We start from the raw sequence: 20,445 nt of genomic DNA on the forward strand, positions 1-20,445 counted from the left end.
TCCGGAGGTGGCTATCTATTGGCGAGAAAAGCAACAATCATTTGGAGAATTTGCAATGGTCAACGAACAGCAGTTGATCTCGAAGATTACCTGGCGGCTCATGCCATTCCTCGGAATCCTTTACCTCATTGCCTATATCGATCGTCAGAATGTCAGCTTCGCCAAGCTGGAAATGGTCGGTGCGCTCGGCATGAGCGAATATGCCTATGGCCTTGGCGCCTCGCTCTTCTTTATCGGCTACTTCCTTTTTGAAGTACCGAGCAACCTATTCCTCGACAGGTTCGGCGCACGCGTCTGGTTCGCCCGCATTCTCGTATCCTGGGGCATCGTTACCATCCTGCTCTCCTATACGCAGAATGCGACAATGTTTTACATCCTGCGTTTCCTGCTTGGCGTCTGCGAGGCAGGCTTCTTTCCGGGCGTCCTCTATCTTTTGACGCTCTGGTTCCCCTCGGATTATCGCGGCCGCATGGTGGGTCTCTTCATGATCTTCAGCGCACTTGCCAATGCCGTCGGCGCGCCTGTTGGAGGCATGTTGCTCGATCTCGACGGCTTCCTCGGCCATGCCGGCTGGCAATGGGTCTTTCTGGCGACAGGCATTCCGGCCGTCATTGCTGGTGTCGTTACCTTCTTCTATCTCTATGACCGCCCCGAAAACGCGAGGTTCCTCAGCAACGAGGAGAAGGGCTGGCTGACAGACCGCCTCGCGTCGGAAAATTCCGGCATGGATCACAATGCCGAGAACGGCTTCAAGGCACTCATCGACCCCCGTGTCCTGTTGATGGCGCTCTGCTACATCGCCTTCCCGCTTGCCGCCTATGGTCTCAGCTACTGGCTGCCGACCATCGTGAAAGCCTTCGGCGTCAGCAACACTGTGAACGGCTTGCTCAACATCATCCCGTGGGTACTCGTGGCGATTGCGCTCTGGGCGGTGCCGACTGCCGCCGACAAGGCGAAGGCGAAGACGCCTTATATTGTCATTCCTGCCTTCGTCGGTGCGGCCTGCCTGCTGCTCTCGGCGCTTGTTCCGAACAACACGCTGCAGTTCATCTTCCTGTGCATTGCCGCGGCCGGCATCTTCGCACCACAGCCGGTCTTCTGGAGCCTGCCATCTCGCTTTCTCAAAGGTGCGGGTGCTGCGGCGGGCCTCGCAGCCATCAATTCGGTCGGCAATCTCGGCGGCTTCGTCGCTCAAAACGTCGTGCCTTGGATCAAGGACGAAACCGGCAGCACGATTGCGCCGATGTTCTTTCTGGCCGTCAGCCTTGCGGTCGGCGCCCTGCTCGTCTTTGTCGTCGCTACGGTGATCGCGCGCAAGGAGCATGATGCCGTGCTGCGCGGCGCCTGAGGCCTTGGAGACATCGAAGCCCCGGCATCAAAGGTTACCGGGGCTTCTTTCCGCGAATGCTTCCGGACGGGGCATGAGTTAGGAGGAAATCTCCTCAAGCTTGCGTCCACCGGTCTCGATCATCTGCGTTGCCGCAAGCGCGCCGATAACGGCGACGATCCCGAACATGATGAAGACCGACTTGATGCCTTGCGCGCCGACCATGTAGCCGACCGTCGTCGGACCGACGGCCGAGGCGATACGCAGCCATGATGTCGCAAGGCCTGTTCCGACCGCGCGCATGCGCGTCGGGTAGATTTCCGGCGTATAGAGGTAGAGTACGGCGTTGACGGAGCCGACGACGCCATAGGCAAGTGTGGCCAGCAGAATGAGCGACCAGAGGCTGCTCGCACCACCGGCGGCGAGTGCGGCCAAGAGAACGGCACCGACGAGGAACGAGACGACAGCCCAGGTGCGTCGCCCGATACGGTCGATGCAGAAGGCGCAGGCGAGCAGGATGACGACCTGTGCGACATTAGTCATCGAGGCTGCCCGCAGCGCACTGCCGAGTTCCAGCGAATAGACGGTGTGATAGAGCGTCGGCATCCAGTTGTTGAGGCTGTTGGCGACAAAGAACGAGCTTGCCCAGAGGATCCAGGCGACGATGGTGCGCATGCGGAAGGTCGGAGACAACAGTTCCCGCCAGCGGCTGCGTGTCCGCGGTGCAGCGGCCTGGCTTTGACCGCCGAGCGCCAGCGTCGCTTCGTTATAGGCGCGATCGTCGAAGGAATAGCCGGGATCCTTGCGCCGTGCACTTTCCTCGGCCTGGCGGATCACTTTTTCGGCTTCGTCGAGCCGGCCCTGGCCGATCAGCCAGCGCGGTGATTCCGGCAGCCGATAGAGGAGATAGGCAATCAGCAGACCGGGAATCCCGCCAAGCAGGAACAGTGATTTCCAGCCGAAGACCGGCACGATCAATGTGCCGACCTGGCCGGTCACCATCAGGCCGATCGGAAAGATCAACTCGTAGAGCATGAAATTGCGCCCGCGACCCTTGGCGCGCAAAAGCTCGCTGATATAGGTGGCCGCGACGGGCATTTCGCCGCCGACCCCGATACCCTGGATCAGTCGGCAAATGAACAGCATCTGGAAATCGCCCACCAATATGCAGGCGAGGCTCATGGCCGACATCAGCGCTGTCGCGGATGCGGCCATGTGAACGCGGCCGAGCGTCTCCGCTAGGCGGCTAAAGAGAAGGGCGCCGACGAGCTGGCCGATGTAGCTTGCCGCAATCATCCAGCCGATCTGAGCCGGCGTCAGTGCCCAGAGCTTGATCAGGATCGGCAGAACAAAGGCCAGCGAAAGAGCATCGAAGGCATCGAGGAATGTAGCGCTGCCCATGATGATACGTGCCCGGCGGTGCCAGGGCGTAAAGGGGATCGCTTCGAAGCGTGCAGTCAAAACCGCGGCGCGGCCAGCCAACCGCGTCTGCTGCGGGTCGTCATGCGAGACCTCGCCTGCAACCGGGCCGGCAACCAGTATGCTATTGTTATCGTGCATATCATCCTCCCAGATCAGCACGGTTCAACACGCCGGCGGCGCCCCCTGCCGCCGGCTTCGCCCTAGTGGGCGGCAGCTTCAATCATCTTGGCGATCGCCTCTGCGATGACATCGCTGCATTCAATTGGCGTCAGATGCCGGGCGCCCGGCAGGATCGTCAGGGACGCCCCGGGGATTGCCTTTGCAAGCTGGCGGGCACTCTCGACCGGGGTCGCGTAGTCTTCTTCGCCGACAATGACGGAGACCGGGAAATGAAAACCGGAAAGCGCACTGCGAAGATCGGCATTGCCGAGCATGGTGCAGGTCGCCTCATAGGCATCGACATCGTTGCGGACAAAGATCTCCATCATCTCCTGGATCTTGCGCGGATTTTCCGCCCTGAAGCGGTCGCCGAACCAGCGGGTTGCCTGGAAGGCGGCCATCGAGGCGAGGCCTTGGGCCCGCGCTTTCTGAGCCCGTTCCCGCCATTCCTGCGGTGCCTTTTCCCCATACCAGGCCGTGGTATCGATAAGGGTCATTGCCGACACCCGTTTCGGGTGGCGGGCGGCAAAAGCCTGAGCGATGCAGCCGCCCATGGAACAACCCGCAACGATCACCTTGTCCCAGCCGACCTTGTCAAGAACCTCTGCAATGTCATCGGCGTAGCGTTCGATTGCGTGGGAAAGGGGCGCGCGACTGCTCCAGCCATGCCCGCGGCAGTCGATACAGATTATCTCGGCCCGCGCCTTCAATCCGTTGACAACATCCGTCCAGATGCTGCCGTCAAGGGCGAGCGAATGGATCAGCAGCAGGCGCGCCTTTCCCGGCGTGCCGTATCGCCGAAAGGCGATAGTTGCCTCATCCGAGACGGTCACGAACTCGTAGTGACCGTCCATCATGCGGGTTTCTTGCTGCAACATTGCGCTGTTCCGATCAGCCGGCCATGGCCAGTTCGTTTTCGCCGACGAGCGGCACGTTCCAGGCGTCATAGCCGTAGAGCCATGTCGTATCCTCGTTTCCGCCCGACATCCATGTATTGGCGCTGGAGATGGCCTGAATGCGAGACGTACGCGGCTTGCGGTTGGCCTCGTAGCGGCGGAAGGCACCTTCGATGTCGTCATTGTCGACGGCCTCAAGGCAACGCGCCAGCACGGCGGCGTCCTCGATCGAGGTTGCCGCACCCTGCGCCATATAGGGCGTCATTGGATGGCAGGCGTCTCCGAGAAGTGCAACGCGGCCATCACTCCAGCGCGGCAGCGGTTCGCGTTCGAGAATTGCCCACTTGTGGCAATCCGGGCAGGCGTTGAGGACCATCTGCACTTCCGGATGGAAGCCCTCATAAGCAGCTCTCAACTCCTTGACGTCACCCTTTGCCGACCAGGATTCGGCCGTCATCCAGTCGGCCGACTCCGGAACGCTGGTAACGAAATACAGCGAGCTGCGATCTGCGGCTGTGTAATAGATCACGATGTGCCGGTCGACGCCCCACCATTTCGTTCTTGAAGGCGCAATCTTGCCCCCATTCATCAGGCTGGCATCGAAGACTGCGCGATAGGCGATACGTCCCTTGTGCAGCGGCGCATCCGGGCCGACGATGATCTCGCGCACCAGCGAGTGAACGCCATCAGCGGCAATGACCGCATCGGCTTCAACCTTGGTGCCATCGGCGAAGGAAAGGCTGACGCCGCCGTTCTTCTGATCGAGGCCGACGAGCTTCTTGCCGAGATGAACGATCTCAGGCGGAAGCACCGAGTAAAGCGCTTCATGCAGATCGGCACGATGCATGCAGAGGAACGGCGCACCGTAGAGGCTCTCCGGCATCGGCAGCTCGCGCTTGATCTCGCCGGTGTCCCAGACGCGGTTGAGATGGGAATAGGGTTCGAAGGCAATCTTCTTGAGGCGATCCAGCACGCCGATGCCGCGTAGCACATGCGACGAATTGGGCAGCATCTGGATGCCGGCGCCGACGCGCGCGAATTTCGGCGCCTGCTCGTAAACCTGGACGTCGATACCGACCTTGCGCAGTGTCGCCGCAGCGGCAAGTCCGCCCATGCCGGCGCCAATGATTGCGATCTTCGGTTTGCTCTTGGCCATGTCGTCTCCTCCGTGTCTCGGTCAAGTTGGGAAGAGCCTAGAGGCGTGACATCAGCATGTAAAATATTTATATTGTTCAACACTTAAACTTCAAAAGTCCTAGGGTATCCATTGGAGCTCAGACATCTCAGATATTTCGTGGCCGTCGCCGAGGAGGGGAGCCTCAATCGCGCTGCCGAGCGCCTGCATATCCAGCAACCGCCCCTTGGCCAGCAGATCCGTGATCTCGAATATGAGCTTGGCGTCCAATTGTTCGACCGGTCTCCGCGCAGGGTCGCACTCAACAGTTCGGGTGAGCTGTTCCTTGAAGAGGCACGCGATATTCTGAGAAGGTCGCAATTGGCGATCGACACTGTACGACGCTTCAGCCAGGGCGAAAGCGGCCGGCTATCGGTCGGCTTTACAAGCTCGGCCTCTCTGCACGTGCTTGCACCACAGTTCCTCCAGCAGTTTCGCCGGGCCTTCCCGCTTGCCGAGATCGTGGTCGAGGAGAGCGAGACCTATGAGCTCATTCTGGCCCTTCAGCAACAGCGCGTCGATGTCGCGTTGCTGCACATCGACGCGAAGCGCTTTCCGGAACTGACGGCACGGGCTCTGTCCGAAGAGGACATGCTTGTCGCGGTCCCGCGCAGCCACGCCTATGCAGAGGCGGAAGATGAACCGCTGACGCTCGATATGCTCCACGGTGTCGATATGGTCGTCTACCGGCGCACGGACGGGCCTGGAATATTCGAACGGCTGATGGAAACCTTCCAGACTGCCGGCGTTGCACCGCGGATCGTCGATGAGGTTTCTCGAATCATCGCCGCCATCAATCTGGTGGCCGGCGGCCGTGGCCTGACGGTGGTGCCGGCGTCCATGCGCGTGCTTCATCGGGAGTCTGTGGTCTATCGGCCGCTATTGCCCGGCCAACTACCGCCCCTGCCATTATACGTCGCCCACCGCGCCGATGCGCGGCTTGCCCTCATCCGCAATTTCGTCGATCTGACGGAGAAGATCGCATCAAGTTCATCCGCGACCAGCGAGGCTGGGCGAACAACCCAGTAGGTTTAGGCCAATTCATCCTGCAGAGAGCGGCTGACAAGCGTCAGGAGATCGTCTCTTAGCCCGGGCGCTGCGGCGATGACCGGGCCGCCGGTCAAAAGTGTGCCCTTGCCGGGGAAGGCTTCGGTCCAGCCGCCGGCTTCACGGATCATCAATAGCCCGGCCATGCAGTCCCAGGCGTTGATATGCGGTTCATAATAGCCAGCGAGCCGGCCGCAGGCGACCTGCGCCAGCATGAGCGCACCGGAGCCGTTGCGGATAAACATGCCGCCCGCCTCCAGCAGCAGGTGGATGAAGATCGACACCTGCTTCAGCGGAATGCGGAAATTGGCGCCCACACCGAGAAGCCCGGTGCCGATGCTGGTGGCCTTGTCGACGCTGATTGCCTTGCCGTTCAGAAAGGCACCTTCGCCTTTCCTCGCCACGAAAAGATCGCCCGATGTCGGCTGGCAGATGAGGCCAAGCACCGTCTCGTCGCCTTTCATGATGGCGATCGAGATGCACCACTGGTCGATGCCGTGCACGAAGCAGCTCGTACCGTCGATGGGGTCGACGACCCAGAGGTAGCCCGAGGGGCCTTCCGCCAGTCCTTCCTCCTCCCCGAGCACGCCATCATCGGGAAATGCGGCGGTGATGCGGTCGCGGATCATCGCCTCCACGGCTTTGTCGGCCTGGCTCACGACATCCTGGCCGTTCAGTTTATGGCCGGTTTCCAGTGACGAAAGATCGGAGAAGTAGGAGAGCGCCTTTCCCGCCGCATCGAGGATCACGTCCTTGGCAAGTAGGAAGCGGGCATCATCAGGAAATTCGCAATGCATGGGAATCTTTCGGAAGGGAATCAGGGTCTGAAGCTCTGGCGGATGACGAACTCTGGAATGACGCGTTCATAGCCCGGCGGCAAGTCCGGATTTCCAAGGCGTCGCTCCATCAGTTCGACGGCGCGCATCGCCATGACGAGCGGGTCTTGGCGGAAGGTAGTCAGCTGATAGCTCAGCCAGGACGCTTCGGGAACGTCGTCGAAACCAATGATGGCAACATCCTCCGGAATCCGCAGCTTCACCTCCTGCCGCACATAATCCATCAGGCCGAAGGCGATCTGGTCGTTGGCGCAATAGACGGCGTCGGGGCGTACAGAATTCGAAAACAGCGCCCGCCCCGCGGCGATGCCGCTCCCATAGTCGGAATCCGCGCCACGGCCGATGAAGACCTCGGCGCCGAGCCCTTCCGCCGTCGACAGAAAGGCGCTCTCGCGCTCGATAATGCTCGGCGTACCGGTGTTGGAACCGGCAACCGCCAGCCGGCGCCGTCCGGCCTCGAAGAACACCGTCGCCGCCTTGCGGGAGGCTTCCGAATTGCCGGCACGCACATGGTCTGCATCCGGTTCGGAACGGCCGATGACGACGAGCGGCTGGCCATTACGCTGGGCAAGATCGAAGAAGCTCGCCGGCGGCGAGCCCGACAGGATGATGATTGCCTCGGCGCGGTGGCCGATCAGCATCTTCTGGGCGGCCAGCAGTTCGTCCTCGGTCTGGCCGGTGTTGATGAGGATCGGAATGCTGCCGCGCTGGATCAGGAATTTGGCAAGGGCGGCGGCAAGATGGGCGCGGAAGCCGATTTCGGGTTTCGTGGCGACGATGCCGACGAGGCGGCTCTGATTGGCCAGCACGCCGCGCGCAAGATCGTTGACGTGGTAGCCGAGCTCCTGGGCCGCACGCAGCACCTTCTCGCGCGTCGCGGGCGCAACGCTAGCTCCCGGCGTAAAGGTGCGTGATACGGCCGAGCGGGAAACGCCGGCAAGCTGCGCCACCTGTTCGGCGCTCACGAAGCGCATTCGTTCCTTCTTCGGCGTCTTGCCGTCATTCACAGGACCATCCCTCATCGTTTTCCCTCAATGCCCCGCGCGCGACAAAACATCCGCCTCCCAAAACCGCCCGGTATCAGCATTGAAAACTGATGCTGGACGAGCCGCAGAAGGACGGGTGATGCGATCTGGCAGTCTCCGCCAGCACATGTATAGAGGAGCGATGGCAGTAAGTTGACATTGGTCCGCGCCGGAGAGGCTGGCCATGTTTTGCCGTTTCAGGAATCTGTCCCGGTCCATTTCTCTGCCCGTTGCACAGGTGCAATCATGTCGCACAGCCGTGCAATTGCCCGGGCCGACAACTAACGGCGGTTCTTTGCAGACGCATGACAGATGGAGGATTTTTCCGCCTGGGCGGATGGGTCACAACTGATGTTGCCGACAGCTTTCGTCAATTCTGGGGAGCATGGCCGAGATTGCAACTGCAATCCCGGCCGGGGGCGAAAGGCAGCGGCGATGACCAAGGATCAGGTCAACGCCGCTTCAATGCTGTACGGTATTGGGCTGTACGGTATTGGTTGTCTCGAAGCCGCTAGTCGCAGACCCGGACGGTTTCGGTGTGATATCCGCCGTCGTAACGGTTACGAACGTCACGGTCCTCGTACCAGCATCTCGGCGGCGGTGGGCCTGCATCATAATAGCGAGGGCCGTCGACATAGCGAGGACCACTATTGACTATCGCGCCACCAATCAGGCCGCCAACGACACCTGCGGCAAGGCCGCCGGCAATGGCACGGCCGGTATTGTCGTGGTGATGATGATCGCGCGCCGCAGCAGGCTGAATAGCCGAGCCTATAAGGGCCGTCGCAATCAACAGACTGCTAATAATTCTCTTCATAACATTCTCCTTAGTCGCAAATCGCCCCTATAGAACATAAAATGCTCCACGGCCGCGTTTGTTCGTTCAAATCTTGCACCTTTTGAGGCAAGCCCGCCAAGAAACGGTGCGTCGGGCCTCAATTTATGTTTTGCACTGAAATCCTCAGGGCGAATTCCACCGAGTCAAACGCGCAATCGCAACTGCGGGCATCAGGAAGTCCGCGAGAGCTGTTCTACGATCCGCCGGATTGCCTCCCGATCACTGATCTCGCCCGTATGGTCCGAAACCGTATTCCGCCCATTGCCCGACGTGGGCCTTCTTTGCAGGGGTATTCATCTTCAGCCGGAGGAACGGCAATGAGCAAGGATTGGCGTGACGATTTGAGCATGAGGCTGGAAGATGTCGTCGACACATTCGTGGTGAAGGGCGCAAAGGCGCCGGACGTCTTTGACGCCATCCAGAATGCACTCGACGCACTAAGAGCCGCGTACGACCGCGACCCGGATACCCCGGAGGATCAATCGGATGACGTGATCGAGGAACCATCGAACGACTGGCCAGCCTCCCAACTGTCCGAATGCCTCGCCTTAGTCCTTCAGGATTCGCTTGACGCATCTGAAGCCAACGTGGCTGGTGGACGTGTCCTCTGGTTCCGCATGGCGGGCGGCGGGACGGTAGCGCCGGCAGTAGTTCGGCGCGCAAAGATGCGATCCGCCTTTCAGCACCCGCCTTGGAATTCGTATTTCCGGCTCGCGAGGATCGAAGCTCGCCTCTCGATCGCCGCCTCGGGGATTCCGCGGAATGCAGCATGATTTCGCCGCAGGCTCCGAATGGCGGGGCGACCAGAAATCCGACGTCCATTCCCAGACGTTGCCGATCATGTCGTGGATGCCGTAGCCGTTCGCCGGGAACGATCCGACAGGTGATGTTCTATCCGCTCCTGTGGGCTTTGTGCTCACTGTGGGAAACGCACCCTGCCAGATGTTGGCCATGAGCTTTCCGTCGGGGATCAATTCGTCGCCCCATGCGAATTCGGCGTCCTCGAGACCTCCCCGGGCAGCCAGCTCCCATTCGGCCTCGGTCGGCAGGTCCTTCCCGGCCCAGTGGGCATACGCTAGGGCGTCACTATAGGCAACATGGACGACCGGATGGTCGAGCTTCCCGCGGATATCGCTGCGGCCGCCATAAGGATGCCGCCAGTCGGCGCCGAACTTGAACGACCACCACTGTCTGATGTCGGCGCCGACGACGGTTTTCGGCTGGGTGAATACGAGCGATCCGGCGCGCAGCATCCTGGGAATCGCGCCGGGATAGTCGGAAGCTTTTGGGGTCTTTTCTGCGATGGTGACATGGCCGGTGGCTTTGACGAACGCGGCGAACTGATGGTTGGTCACGGGCGTCACGTCGATCCAGAAGCCGTCAACCTTCACCGGATGGGCGGGGGCTTCTTCAGGATAGTGCCTGTTCGATCCCATGGTGAACGTTCGGGCAGGCACCCAGGCGAAGCCTTCAAATTCCGTTTCGTGTGCGTCCACTGCACTCATGGTCCTGCCCATCGCTAGAACCTCCCCCTGCGAGCATCTTATGACACGCGGTCGCGGTTGCTGCCTATTGTCCTTTAGGGAGGTCTCGACGCGGGGCGCGGGAAATGCGGCGCGGACGGCTCCCATAACTGGCAACTCTTAGCCCCGACGGATTCCCCAAAGGGCAATATCTGCTCCCGCCAATACAATGTAGAAAATGGATGGAAGAGTGGAAATCCCTCTTCCGCAAGTCGAGGGTCACCGTGCGGGCCGAGGAGCCGCGTCTTTACCGAAAAGATCTGGTCCAATTTGCTGGTCAGTAAACTTGGACGTCGCCGACAAACCCTCTTTTGCTCTGACTTGTCTTTCAACTAACCTTGGCCGCCAATGCGGCCCCGTGAGGGAGGAATTTGAAGTGAGACGGACTACGAAGTTCTTCACAGCAGCAATGGCGGTCGCAGGCAGCCTGTTGGCGAGCACGGCGGCAATACATTCGCAGGAGAGCAGGAAACCCAACATCCTGTTTATCATGGGCGACGACATCGGCTGGATGCAGCCGAGCATCTATCACCAAGGTCTCGCGGTCGGTGAAACACCCAATATCGACCGCATCGGCCGGGAAGGGGCGAAGTTCATGACCTACTATGCCGAGCAGAGCTGCACGGCAGGGCGGACCGCGTTCATCACCGGCATGCAGCCGGTGCGAGTCGGCATGGTTCTACCGGAGATTCCCGGAAGCCCGTCCTACCTGCGGGCCGGCACGCCTCACCTTGCCAAATTCCTGTATGATCTCGGCTACTCGACAGGGGAATTCGGCAAAAACCATCTCGGAGATACCACCGAATCCCTGCCGACGGCACACGGGTTCCAGGAATTTTGGGGCTACCTCTATCACCTCGATGCCATGCAGGGGGTGAGCTTCCCCGACATCAACAAGACCGCAACCGAGCAGGGGATCGCACCACCTTGCAAGAACACGCCGATCCCCGGCCTAAGGGAAGACCCGGCGTCCGTGGACGCCAAGACCACGACCTGTCTCACGCCGCCGCGCCCAATGCTCGCATGCGCATCCTCCGACGGATCCCCGGCAAATCAATCCTGTAAGGACGAGGGGCCGCTGACGCTGGAGCGCTCAAAAACCATTGACGAGGAGATCTCGGCCAAGGTCATCGACTTCCTAGACAGGAATGACCCGAAGAAGACCAACAAGCCCTTCTTCGTCTGGTACAACCCGGCCCGCATGCATATCACGACAGTGTTGCCCGACAAATATCTGAACATGGTCGGCGAAGTCGGCGGCAAGGACTGGGGCGTCAACGAAGCCGGCATGAAGCAGATGGACGACAACATCGGCTACGTTTTGAAGAAGCTCGAGGAGATAGGAGAACTCGACAACACGATCATCGTCTTCACCACCGACAACGGCGCCGAGACGATCACATTCCCGGACGGCGGCACGACCCCATTCAAAGGCGGAAAGCTCAGCACTTGGGAAGGCGGCATGCGGGCGCCGCTTGTGGTTCGCTGGCCGGGGCACATCGAGCCCGGTACGGTCAAGAACGACATGTTCTCGGCGCTCGACTGGCTGCCGACGTTTGTGAACATCGCAGGCGGCCCGAAGGGCGATGGTCTTAAGAAAGAGATCGAGGCGGGTACGTATCCCGGGATTGTCAAGACCACGCTCGACGGCATCGACCAGCGTGACTACCTGGAAGGCAAGTCTCCATCCGCGCGCAACAGTTTCTTGTACTATTCTGGCAAGGAGCCGTCGGCTGTGCGCTACAAGAACTGGAAGATGTATTTCGCCATGGTCTCCGACGATCCGGCTGGCTTTATTGGCGGGGTGATGCCGTACGCCTGGACACAGGTCGTCAACATCAAGCGCGACCCGTTCGAGACCTCGGTCGGGCAGCAGATCAAGACACTCTTCGGTATGGGCGGTGCCATCGCTTCGCCGTCCACCGCCTATGTCTATGACTGGAACATCCTGCCCATCGGGCAGCAGTTGTGGCTGAAGCATCTCGAGACCTACATCGACTTCCCGCCGCTTCAGAGCCCTGCAAGCTACAATCTGGAGCAGGTCATGCAGCAGGTCCGGGAGATGAAGACAGGTCACGATTGACGCGCGCAGTTTCGTAACGACGTCGGAGCGGGCCCCCTTCGTGGCGTCCGCTCTGTGCTTCACCTGTCAGTTCCTTGGCTCCCCCGATCGCCTCTATGCTATCGGTACGCAACGGATCAGGAGCCTCCGCGAGATTAATGAAAATGATTTCGTCCGAGCCTGGCTCGGGAGCCGCCGCGCTGTTCATGGGCGGCTCTCTGTTTCCTGGAGGCATCGCTCTTCCGGCTCCTGCAGGACATTAGGCCTTCAGAGAGCGAGCACGACGTTCACCGGCAAGCTGCCTGCAGCAGCGCTAGAAGTGGAAGGAGACACCTATAATGGGGCCTTGCTGGACGACGTCGAAGACAAACCCGTCGTTCTCGTAGTTGACGCCCAGCGCCCGATATCCGGCGACTGCCGAGATGGTGTCGTTGAACTTATAACCGAGACCGAGGCCAACATCCCAGTCGACGTCGGCGCCGCCACCGCCCACCAGACCCCATCCCGTGAGATAGATTTCCTGGGTGAAGAAGTAGTTCCCACGCAGGCCGAAGACGGCATCCACCCACGTGGCACTGTCATCCCGCTCCACGCCGGCCAGAAGTCCGCCGTTGAAGGAGATATCCGTCTCGACTGACCAGACTTTCATGCCGCCGAACACGTCAAGGTGGCCATTCTGATCCTCGAGCACCGCGTAACCCACGCCGAGAAGTCCTGCAAAGGTTTCCGATGTCACGCCAACGCTGTCGGCGAAGATGCCGCGGGGCGTGTGCGCATCGGCACCCAGCTTGACGTAGATCACATCGCCGACGATGCTGTAGCGCTCATATCGTGCTTCGCCTGTAGCCATGAAGGCGAAGTCGAGATTGTCGAAAATGTCGCCGAAATCGGCATCTATGTCGACCTCTGGAAGCCCGAATTGACTTACGTCCCCTGAAATCCCGGCAGCCCAGAAGTAAGGTGCCACCGTGAACTCCCAGCCGCTTCGGGTCTCGACCGTCTTCGCTTCGGGCGTGAGCGGTGTGAGATCCGCGGCTTTGCCGATCGATGCGGCAGAGACACAGGTCAGCAAGACTATCGCATGCAAGTGAATGGTCTTCATGAGAATCCCCCGATCTCGTTTGAACGCAGCACTGCTTCCGAGTGAGGACTGTGTGGCGGGAAATGGATTCCCGCAACATGAAACACCTATTAGGGGTTGCTGGCGAGGCAGAATACCCAAAGCTGTGGCTCCCCAGCCTCACCATTCTTGTCTTTCTGTTCCCGGGAGAGGGTCACGCCGCTTTGCTGCGTGACGCGAAACAGCAGTCTGCTAGCAAGGCGGGTAGGGATAGTAGCCGCATTGCGGATCGTTGTAGTAGGAATTGTAGTAGGGGTAGTAGGGGCGGGCTGCCGCCGCTCCAATGGCTGCGCCAGCGACCACGCCCGCGGCGACCGGGGCGCCGCGATACCAGGCACCGTGGTAGATGGGCGCATGCCAGTAACTTCCTCCCACGCGGTCGATGTTCGTGTCGCCGATATGCACGTCATTGCCTCGGAAGCCGCCGCCAAAGTCTCCGCCACGGAAACCGCCTCCAGCGAAGCTGCCCCCGCCGAAACCACCTCCGCCGAAACTACCACCGAAGTGATCGATGAAGAGGGACGCGGGTCCGGTCGCACCGCTTAGGCTTCCCTCCAGAATGGCGATATCGAATGTTAGCGTCGTGCCGTCGAGTTTCGGAGTCTTCAACGTGACGACGGCGTCACTGACGTCCGATCCGTCGCCGCCCAGCACCGACACAGTCGCATTCGGGGGATCGATGGCGAAGTTGTCCTTGCCATCGTCCCATTGCATAATGAACTGTTCAGTCATGACATGGCCGGCGGCGCGCACCGGCCGGTCGGCAAAGACGATCGAGTTGGCCGAGACGCCGGTCAAAACGAGCTTCCCGTTCTCGATTTTGGCCCCGGCAGAATTGATTACTGCCAATGACGGCACCGGACCTGTCGGCGTGACTTTGCCAATTGCCTTTTCGAGCGGTGCGTGCGGCGTCTTCGGCGCGTCCTGCGCAAAGACCGCGGAGGTCAGCGCAAAACTTCCTGCAAAGATCAGCGTGGTGAAACGGTCGATTTTCATGGCGAATATGCTCCCAATGGAGACAGGCGGAATGTCCGTCGTCTGATGAATTCATCACAAGACTTGGCACGCCGCCCAGTCGCGAGGCGCGTAGTCCTAGTCCTTGAAGATCTGCTTCCAGTCGGCTTTCATGTCGATGACGGTCCAGCCGGTAATCGCGGCCGCGTCGAGCGCCTTGTCGAGACGGCCGAATTCGCTCTTGCGGTCGTAGGCGTATTCGCGTTCGGCATCGGTATGGTGGACGAGCATGCCCAGACGCGCAGGCGCACCCGCCATCGTCGTCCACTGCAGCATTTCGAGATCGCCGTCGGAATTGCCGAACGCAGCAATCGGTCGACGGCCGATCTGTTGGTTGATCCCGACAGGCTTGCCCGCCTTGTCATCGATGAAGTTGACTTCCGGCAGACGGTGCAAGGTCGGTGTGTCGTCCTGCATCTTGAACTCCGTCTTGATCGAGGAACCGATAACCTGCTCCGGTGGGACGCCATAGACCTTCTCCGTCCATGGCCGCATGAACTCAACGCCGCCACCCGACACGATGAACGTCTTGAAGCCGTTCGCGCGGAGGTAGGAAAGCAGCTCGACCATCGGCTGGTACACGAGTTCGGTGTAGGGCCGCTTGAACTTAGGGTCGCGTGCCGCCGAAAGCCAGTCGGTGACGACCTTCTGGAAATCGTCGTTCGTCATTCCCGCGTGGGTGACCATGATGAGTTCCAAGAGGCCTTTTTCGCCCGATGCCGCAAGCGTTTTCATATCGCCTTCGAGCACCGCCTTGAACGGCTGTACATTTTTCCATTCCGGATGCTGCGGAGCGAGCGTCTTCACGCGGTCCAGGGCGAAGGCAAGCTGCGTGTACATGGGATGCTCGACCCACAGTGTGCCGTCATTATCGAACACTGCGATCCGTTCCGGTTCCGTGACGAAGTCGGGCGAACCCTGTTTGGTTACCTTCTCGACAAAGGCGACGATAGCTGCCTTGGGCGCGGTATCGTTCCACGATGGCAGGGGATCGCTCTGTGCGTAAGCGGATGCCGCGAGGAAAAAGGCTCCGATAACAACCGAGATCGGAATCCGTGCAGAGCTGACGAGGTGACGGACAGTAAACATTGGATTTACTCCAAGGTCAGAGCGCGCGCCCGGCGAGTTGCGATCCCAGCGCTTTCCAACTCTACCGAATGCCTTGCTTCGGCGATATTGCCCTTTGGGGAATCGATGAAAGCCGATGGCAATCAATAGTGGTGCTTGCGGCGGATGACACCACACCAACAAGATGTTATCGTCGCTCTGCTTGGGGGGTGGATCAATGGCCTTGGGCGAGGGGGCAGGTCGATTGCGGTGCGCTGGCCTCTTGCTGGCGGCGGTCTGGCTGACTGCTTCGAACTGCTGCGCCATCGCCTCGGACATGGCGTACGCAACCGCTGATCGGGTTCCGCGGGTTCTCATTCTCTACCCATACGACGAGAGGCTCGTGGCGACGACCGTTGCCGGAGAGGCGTTGCGAAGCCGCTTGCTGCAAGCCACAGACAGCAGGATCGACCTGTTTTCGGAGTTCCTCGATCTGTCGAGATTCCCGGAATCCGATCACGTCGCGCGCATGGCGCGATACCTTGCGGAGAAGTACGCCAATTACCGCCCGGATGTGGTTGTCGCGCTCGGCAAGGAGTCTGCCAGCTTTATATCGACCAACCGCGAAACGATCGCTCCCGATGCGAAGATAGTGGCGGCAGGCTTCGGCAACTCCACTGCGGAGAACATCGATCTACCCGATGACGTGATCGGGGCGTTCACGACATTCGACATTCTGAAGACGGCTGAAATGGCCCGCAGCCTGCAGCCCAGTGCCCGTCATCTCTACATCATCGGCGGATCGTCGGAGTTCGACCGAGGATGGCTGGCGACGGCGCGCGCCGATCTCGACGAGTTCTCCAAGTCGTACGAAACGACATACCTCGAAGATTTGACGATCGATGAATTCATCGATCGTGCAGCCCATGTCCCCCCCGACAGCATCATCCTGGCGCTGACGGTGTTTAAAGATCGGGCAGGGCGGAATTTCATCCCGCGTGAGGCGATCAGGCAAATAGCAACAACGGCCAGCGCTCCAGTCTATGCCCCCTATCAGACCTACATCGGCTACGGCGTCGTCGGCGGCAATACCGTCACATTCGACACTTTGGGCGTCACCGTCGGAAATCTTGTCCTCGATCTCATGGCCGGGCGGGTGGTCTCGGATATTCAAGCGCCGCAGACATACGTTGTCGATGCCCGGCAGCTCCGGCGTTGGAGGCTTTCGGAGGGGAACCTGCCTGCGGGCACCGTCCAGATGCATAAGGAGCCAAGTCTTTGGGAGGAGCACTGGCTGGTGGCGACGGGGGCGCTTGCCGTCGTTTTGATGCAGGCGGGCATCATCGCCGCGCTGCTGCTCGAGCGACGCCGTCGCCACGATGCGGAGAGCAGGTCACGCCTTCACCTGCTCGAAGCTGTCCATCTCAACCAGTCCGCAACGGCCGGCGCCTTGTCCTCGTCGGTCGCCCACGAACTGAACCAGCCTCTGGCGGCCATCCGAAACAATGCCGAGGCTGCGTCGGTGCTGCTGCGAAGTGGCAGCCCCGATCTGGAGTTGATCCAGCAGATACTTCTCGACATCCAGGAGGACGATCAGCGTGCGGGCGACATCATTGGCCGGATGAGAGGATTGCTCAAGAAGAGAAGCGAGATCGATTGGCAGGAGTTCGACCTGAACGACGTGGCTTCGAGTGCAATCCATATCATTCATGGCGAGGCCGAACGCAGGGGGATCACGCTCAATACAAATCGACCGACGACGGAGCTGCCGGTGCGGGCGGACAAGGTCCATGTGCAGCAGGTCGTTCTCAATCTGGCCACCAATGCGATGGACGCCATGTCGGACGCTCCAGCCAAAAGAATGCTCACCTTTGCGACAGGAGTGGCGCACGAGAAGGCGGAGCTTTGTGTCGCGGACACAGGCAACGGCATTCCCGAAGACAGGTTGTCCAGCATCTTCGAGCCGTTCTACACGACTAAGCAGGCGGGCACGGGGCTGGGTCTTTCCATAGCGCGCGCCATTGTCGAGACCTATGGCGGCACAATCTCTGCTAACAACCGGCCTGAAGGCGGGGCCATCTTCCGCGTGGTCCTGCCTCTTTCTCGACGAGTGGAACGAGGCTGATGAAACCGGTCGTCCATATCGTCGATGACGACGAATCCTATCGAACGGCGACTGCACGCCTGCTCTCCGCCTATGGTCTAACGGTCGAAGCGTATGAATCCGGAGATCAGTTTCTCGCCCATCTTCCAGGCTGCGAGCCGGGCTGCGTTCTCCTTGACCTGCAGATGCCCGGGCAGTCTGGCCTGCAAATACAGCGCCAACTGTGTGAGCAGGCGCCACTTTTGCCAATCATATTCCTCACGGGCGAAGGAGACATAAAGGCCAGCGTCGACGCGATGAAGGCGGGGGCTCAGGACTTTCTGGAAAAGCCTAGCTCGGTGTCGGTCCTGATCGAAACGATCGGACGTGCGTTGACACAATATGAAAAGCGCCGTGCCGAGCACGAGCATCTGCAGAAACTGAGAGCTTTGGTTGCGTGCTTGAGCGCGCGCGAAGCCGAAGTCTTTGGGCTGATCATCCGTGGCCATCTCAACAAGCAGATTGCGTATACCCTTGGCATATCGGAGCGAACGGTGAAGGTGCATCGCCATCAGGTCATGGAGAAGCTCGGAGCACGCTCGCTGGCGGAGGTCGTATCGATCGCCGCCGACATCGGTCGTACTGCGACCCCGGGGTGATCGGACAATCTTCCCCTTAGGGCAATATCAAGCAACCGCCGACACGCCTACAATGACAGACAATTGCGTATCTCGCGCACTGTCACGCATGAGGGCATGAGGTGGGAAAGCTGCGCCGCACTGTCGCTGTCGTCGACGATGATGCGAGTCTACGTCGAAGCGTCGGGCGGCTCCTCAATGCCTACGGATTTGCGGCTATCGAATATGCATCGGCGGAAGCTTTTCTCGTCCGCGATCCGAAGACGCCGATCGACTGTCTCGTGCTGGACATCGACCTCGGAGGCATGTCCGGCATCGAACTGCAGCGCAGGCTGAAAGGGGCTGGAGCGAAGCTGCCGATCATCTTCATCACCGCCCTGGAAGACATGCGCCTGCAGACCGAGGCGGAGCAGGCTGGATGTATCGCATATTTGCGGAAGCCCTTCGCGGGATCCGTACTCATCGACGCAATCAAGAAGGCGCTCGGATTATGAGTTCTTGATCGAGGAGAGACCGCCACGACGGCAGGTCAAAAGGCGGACCAGTTATTCACCCCTGGCAGGGAGGCTGAACATGGAATGGCTCAGACACTGGCGGCCGATGGCCGAAGCGCTGGCAATGGCATCATGCCTTAGTGTGCATCCGATTCTTGTCGGAACGGCATCTGCGCAGCAAGCGAAGCCCAACATCCTGTTCATTCTCGGCGACAATATCGGCTACGGCGACATCGGAGTTTACGGAGGGGGGAGTTGCGCGGGTCGCCGACGCCGCGCATCGACCAGCTCGCCTCCGAGGGACTGCGGTTGACGCAGTTTCTGGTCGAGCCTTCCTGCACGCCCTCGCGCGCCGCCTTGATGACAGGGCGGTATTCCATCCGTTCCGGACTGTCACTGGTTGCGGTTCCCGGCACTCAATTCTCACTGCCTGAGAACGAGATCACCATGGCGGAGATGCTGCACGACGCCGGCTACGCTACTGCTATCTTCGGCAAGTGGCACCTCGGCGCGCAAACCTACAGTCAACCGCAAAACCAGGGTTTCGATGAATACTACGGAATTCCGCCCGGCGACACCTGGGACGCGTTTGGAATGATCCGCCAGGGCAAGCAGACAAACACGCTCGATATCCCTCTCGACAAGGGTCCGCAAATTGTCGAGGCGAACCGAGGCGAGCCACTCAAATCCGTGAAACCATATACCGAGGAAGTGCGTCGCGAGATCGACTGGGAGCTGGTGGATCACGGTGTCGACTTCATGAGACGTCAGAAGGCGGCAGGCAAGCCGTTCTTCCTGTACTTGCCGATTTCCCGAACCCACTATCCGAACCTGCCCTCGAAGCGGTTCGAAGGCGCGTCCCGGATCGGCCAGTTCGGCGACTCCCTGGTGGAGGGCGATGCCATTGTCGGCACGATGCTGGACGCGTTGAAGGAGCTTGGTGCAGAGGAAGACACCATCGTCGTCTTCGCCTCCGACAATGGGCCGGACGGTCCGGGCGTGATCAGGTTCGGCGCCGACATGCCAGACATGGGAGCCTCGGGACCTTACCGCGGCGCGCTTGGCGAAGTAAGCGAAGGCGCCATCCGCACCGCCGCCATGATCCGCTGGCCGGGAAGGATCAAGCCGCGAACCTCATATGCGATGTTCTCGATCATGGACTTCTTCCCGACCTTCGCCCGCATTGCAGGCGGCAAAGTTCCGGACGACCGGCCGATCGACGGCGTCGACCAGGGCAAGCTCCTGCTCGGCGAAGATGACGGCGGAGCGCGCCAGCATTTGCTGACCTTCGTCGGATCGGAACTAGTCGCAGTCCGCTGGAAACAGTTCCGGGCCTATTTTGCCGACGTAGCGCCGGGCCGCAGCGGTGCGGGCGGCGCAACTCTGATGGGCGGCGTGGGCGCGAGCGCTGCACCCATGAACGGTTATCCCCAGGTGTTCAACATCGAGGCCGACCCGCAGGAGGAGCACAATATCGGCGCGATGTACGACTGGGTTCTCGGACCGATATTGAAGGCAGTGGAGGGATACAAGATGACCCTCCAACGATCTCCCAATCCGCCTGCGGCAAACATGACGAGGTTCTGATCCTGTGCTGCTCTGGGCATGATAAACGACTGGGCGAAAGCCAAATTCTCTGCGGCGGTGAGACCTGCCCGTCATCGTTCGTCTTGAAGCCATTTTGCCCAAAGCTGCATCATGCCCAATGCGCAGAAAATGCAGGCCTTCGACCTTGCCGTT

At 60.2% G+C, this 20,445-nt stretch carries 17 protein-coding genes and 1 pseudogene; 8 read left to right on the forward strand and 10 right to left on the reverse strand.

Features of this window, described 5'->3' with window-relative positions; genetic code table 11:
- The first annotated feature begins 55 nt into the window (after positions 1–55).
- The gene (locus tag J2X71_RS12410) at positions 56–1,348 is read left to right on the forward strand and encodes an MFS transporter (protein ID WP_310382390.1); all 1,293 of its coding nucleotides are present in this window, start codon (positions 56–58) and stop codon (positions 1,346–1,348) included.
- 78 nt (positions 1,349–1,426) lie between these two features.
- Here J2X71_RS12410 and J2X71_RS12415 read toward each other — a convergent pair whose 3' ends face one another.
- The 3 genes from J2X71_RS12415 to J2X71_RS12425 all read right to left on the reverse strand — a co-directional run bounded on the left by J2X71_RS12415 (position 1,427) and on the right by J2X71_RS12425 (position 4,960).
- Positions 1,427–2,887, reverse strand: coding sequence for an MFS transporter (locus tag J2X71_RS12415; protein WP_310382391.1), 1,461 nt, complete (start codon positions 2,885–2,887; stop codon positions 1,427–1,429).
- 62 nt (positions 2,888–2,949) lie between these two features.
- The gene (locus J2X71_RS12420; protein ID WP_310382392.1) at positions 2,950–3,786 is read right to left on the reverse strand and encodes an alpha/beta hydrolase; all 837 of its coding nucleotides are present in this window, start codon (positions 3,784–3,786) and stop codon (positions 2,950–2,952) included.
- A 13-nt stretch (positions 3,787–3,799) separates the two neighbouring features.
- Positions 3,800–4,960 (reverse strand): FAD-dependent monooxygenase, encoded by a 1,161-nt coding sequence (locus tag J2X71_RS12425; RefSeq protein ID WP_310382393.1) that lies wholly within the window; start codon positions 4,958–4,960, stop codon positions 3,800–3,802.
- A gap of 111 nt (positions 4,961–5,071) precedes the next feature.
- Between J2X71_RS12425 and J2X71_RS12430 the strand changes: the two genes are divergently transcribed.
- Positions 5,072–6,007: a LysR family transcriptional regulator gene (locus J2X71_RS12430; protein WP_310382394.1), complete on the forward strand. Its 936-nt coding sequence runs from the start codon at positions 5,072–5,074 to the stop codon at positions 6,005–6,007.
- Between the two features lie 2 nt (positions 6,008–6,009).
- Here J2X71_RS12430 and J2X71_RS12435 read toward each other — a convergent pair whose 3' ends face one another.
- From J2X71_RS12435 to J2X71_RS12445, 3 genes are all read right to left on the reverse strand, one after another.
- Positions 6,010–6,822 (reverse strand): inositol monophosphatase, encoded by an 813-nt coding sequence (locus tag J2X71_RS12435; RefSeq protein WP_310382395.1) that lies wholly within the window; start codon positions 6,820–6,822, stop codon positions 6,010–6,012.
- A 20-nt stretch (positions 6,823–6,842) separates the two neighbouring features.
- On the reverse strand, positions 6,843–7,883 hold the full coding sequence (locus tag J2X71_RS12440) for a LacI family DNA-binding transcriptional regulator (protein ID WP_310382396.1): 1,041 nt from the start codon (positions 7,881–7,883) through the stop codon (positions 6,843–6,845).
- A gap of 514 nt (positions 7,884–8,397) precedes the next feature.
- Positions 8,398–8,703 carry a hypothetical protein gene (locus tag J2X71_RS12445; protein ID WP_310382397.1) on the reverse strand — a complete coding sequence of 102 codons (306 nt, stop codon included), beginning with the start codon at positions 8,701–8,703 and terminating at the stop codon, positions 8,398–8,400.
- A 338-nt stretch (positions 8,704–9,041) separates the two neighbouring features.
- Here J2X71_RS12445 and J2X71_RS12450 point away from each other — a divergent pair.
- Positions 9,042–9,251, forward strand: a pseudogene (locus J2X71_RS12450) (hypothetical protein); the annotation flags it as partial.
- Positions 9,252–9,272: 21 nt separating this feature from the next.
- On the opposite strand, the gene J2X71_RS12455 reads toward J2X71_RS12450, so the two are convergent.
- Positions 9,273–10,241 (reverse strand): formylglycine-generating enzyme family protein, encoded by a 969-nt coding sequence (locus J2X71_RS12455; protein WP_310382398.1) that lies wholly within the window; start codon positions 10,239–10,241, stop codon positions 9,273–9,275.
- Between the two features lie 415 nt (positions 10,242–10,656).
- Here J2X71_RS12455 and J2X71_RS12460 point away from each other — a divergent pair, with 415 nt between their 5' ends.
- Positions 10,657–12,330 (forward strand): arylsulfatase, encoded by a 1,674-nt coding sequence (locus J2X71_RS12460; protein WP_310382400.1) that lies wholly within the window; start codon positions 10,657–10,659, stop codon positions 12,328–12,330.
- Between the two features lie 292 nt (positions 12,331–12,622).
- Here J2X71_RS12460 and J2X71_RS12465 read toward each other — a convergent pair whose 3' ends face one another.
- The 3 genes from J2X71_RS12465 to J2X71_RS12475 all read right to left on the reverse strand — a co-directional run bounded on the left by J2X71_RS12465 (position 12,623) and on the right by J2X71_RS12475 (position 15,532).
- On the reverse strand, positions 12,623–13,411 hold the full coding sequence (locus J2X71_RS12465; protein WP_310382402.1) for a hypothetical protein: 789 nt from the start codon (positions 13,409–13,411) through the stop codon (positions 12,623–12,625).
- A gap of 210 nt (positions 13,412–13,621) precedes the next feature.
- Positions 13,622–14,425 (reverse strand): hypothetical protein, encoded by an 804-nt coding sequence (locus J2X71_RS12470; protein WP_310382403.1) that lies wholly within the window; start codon positions 14,423–14,425, stop codon positions 13,622–13,624.
- A gap of 96 nt (positions 14,426–14,521) precedes the next feature.
- On the reverse strand, positions 14,522–15,532 hold the full coding sequence (locus tag J2X71_RS12475; protein WP_310382404.1) for an HAD family hydrolase: 1,011 nt from the start codon (positions 15,530–15,532) through the stop codon (positions 14,522–14,524).
- A gap of 196 nt (positions 15,533–15,728) precedes the next feature.
- Here J2X71_RS12475 and J2X71_RS12480 point away from each other — a divergent pair, with 196 nt between their 5' ends.
- From J2X71_RS12480 to J2X71_RS12495, 4 genes are all read left to right on the forward strand, one after another.
- Positions 15,729–17,615, forward strand: a complete 1,887-nt coding sequence (locus J2X71_RS12480) for a HAMP domain-containing sensor histidine kinase (RefSeq protein ID WP_310382405.1) — start codon at positions 15,729–15,731, stop codon at positions 17,613–17,615.
- On the forward strand, positions 17,615–18,232 hold the full coding sequence (locus J2X71_RS12485; RefSeq protein WP_310382406.1) for a response regulator transcription factor: 618 nt from the start codon (positions 17,615–17,617) through the stop codon (positions 18,230–18,232). Before J2X71_RS12480 ends, J2X71_RS12485 begins: the two co-directional genes overlap by 1 nt.
- 101 nt (positions 18,233–18,333) lie before the next feature.
- Entirely contained in the window at positions 18,334–18,705 is a 372-nt protein-coding gene (locus J2X71_RS12490) for a response regulator (RefSeq protein WP_310382407.1), read from the forward strand.
- 255 nt (positions 18,706–18,960) lie between these two features.
- Positions 18,961–20,292 (forward strand): sulfatase-like hydrolase/transferase, encoded by a 1,332-nt coding sequence (locus J2X71_RS12495; RefSeq protein WP_310382408.1) that lies wholly within the window; start codon positions 18,961–18,963, stop codon positions 20,290–20,292.
- Positions 20,293–20,445 lie beyond the last annotated feature (153 nt).

The sequence above is a fragment of the Rhizobium sp. 1399 genome (assembly GCF_031455475.1).
Classification (GTDB): domain Bacteria; phylum Pseudomonadota; class Alphaproteobacteria; order Rhizobiales; family Rhizobiaceae; genus Rhizobium.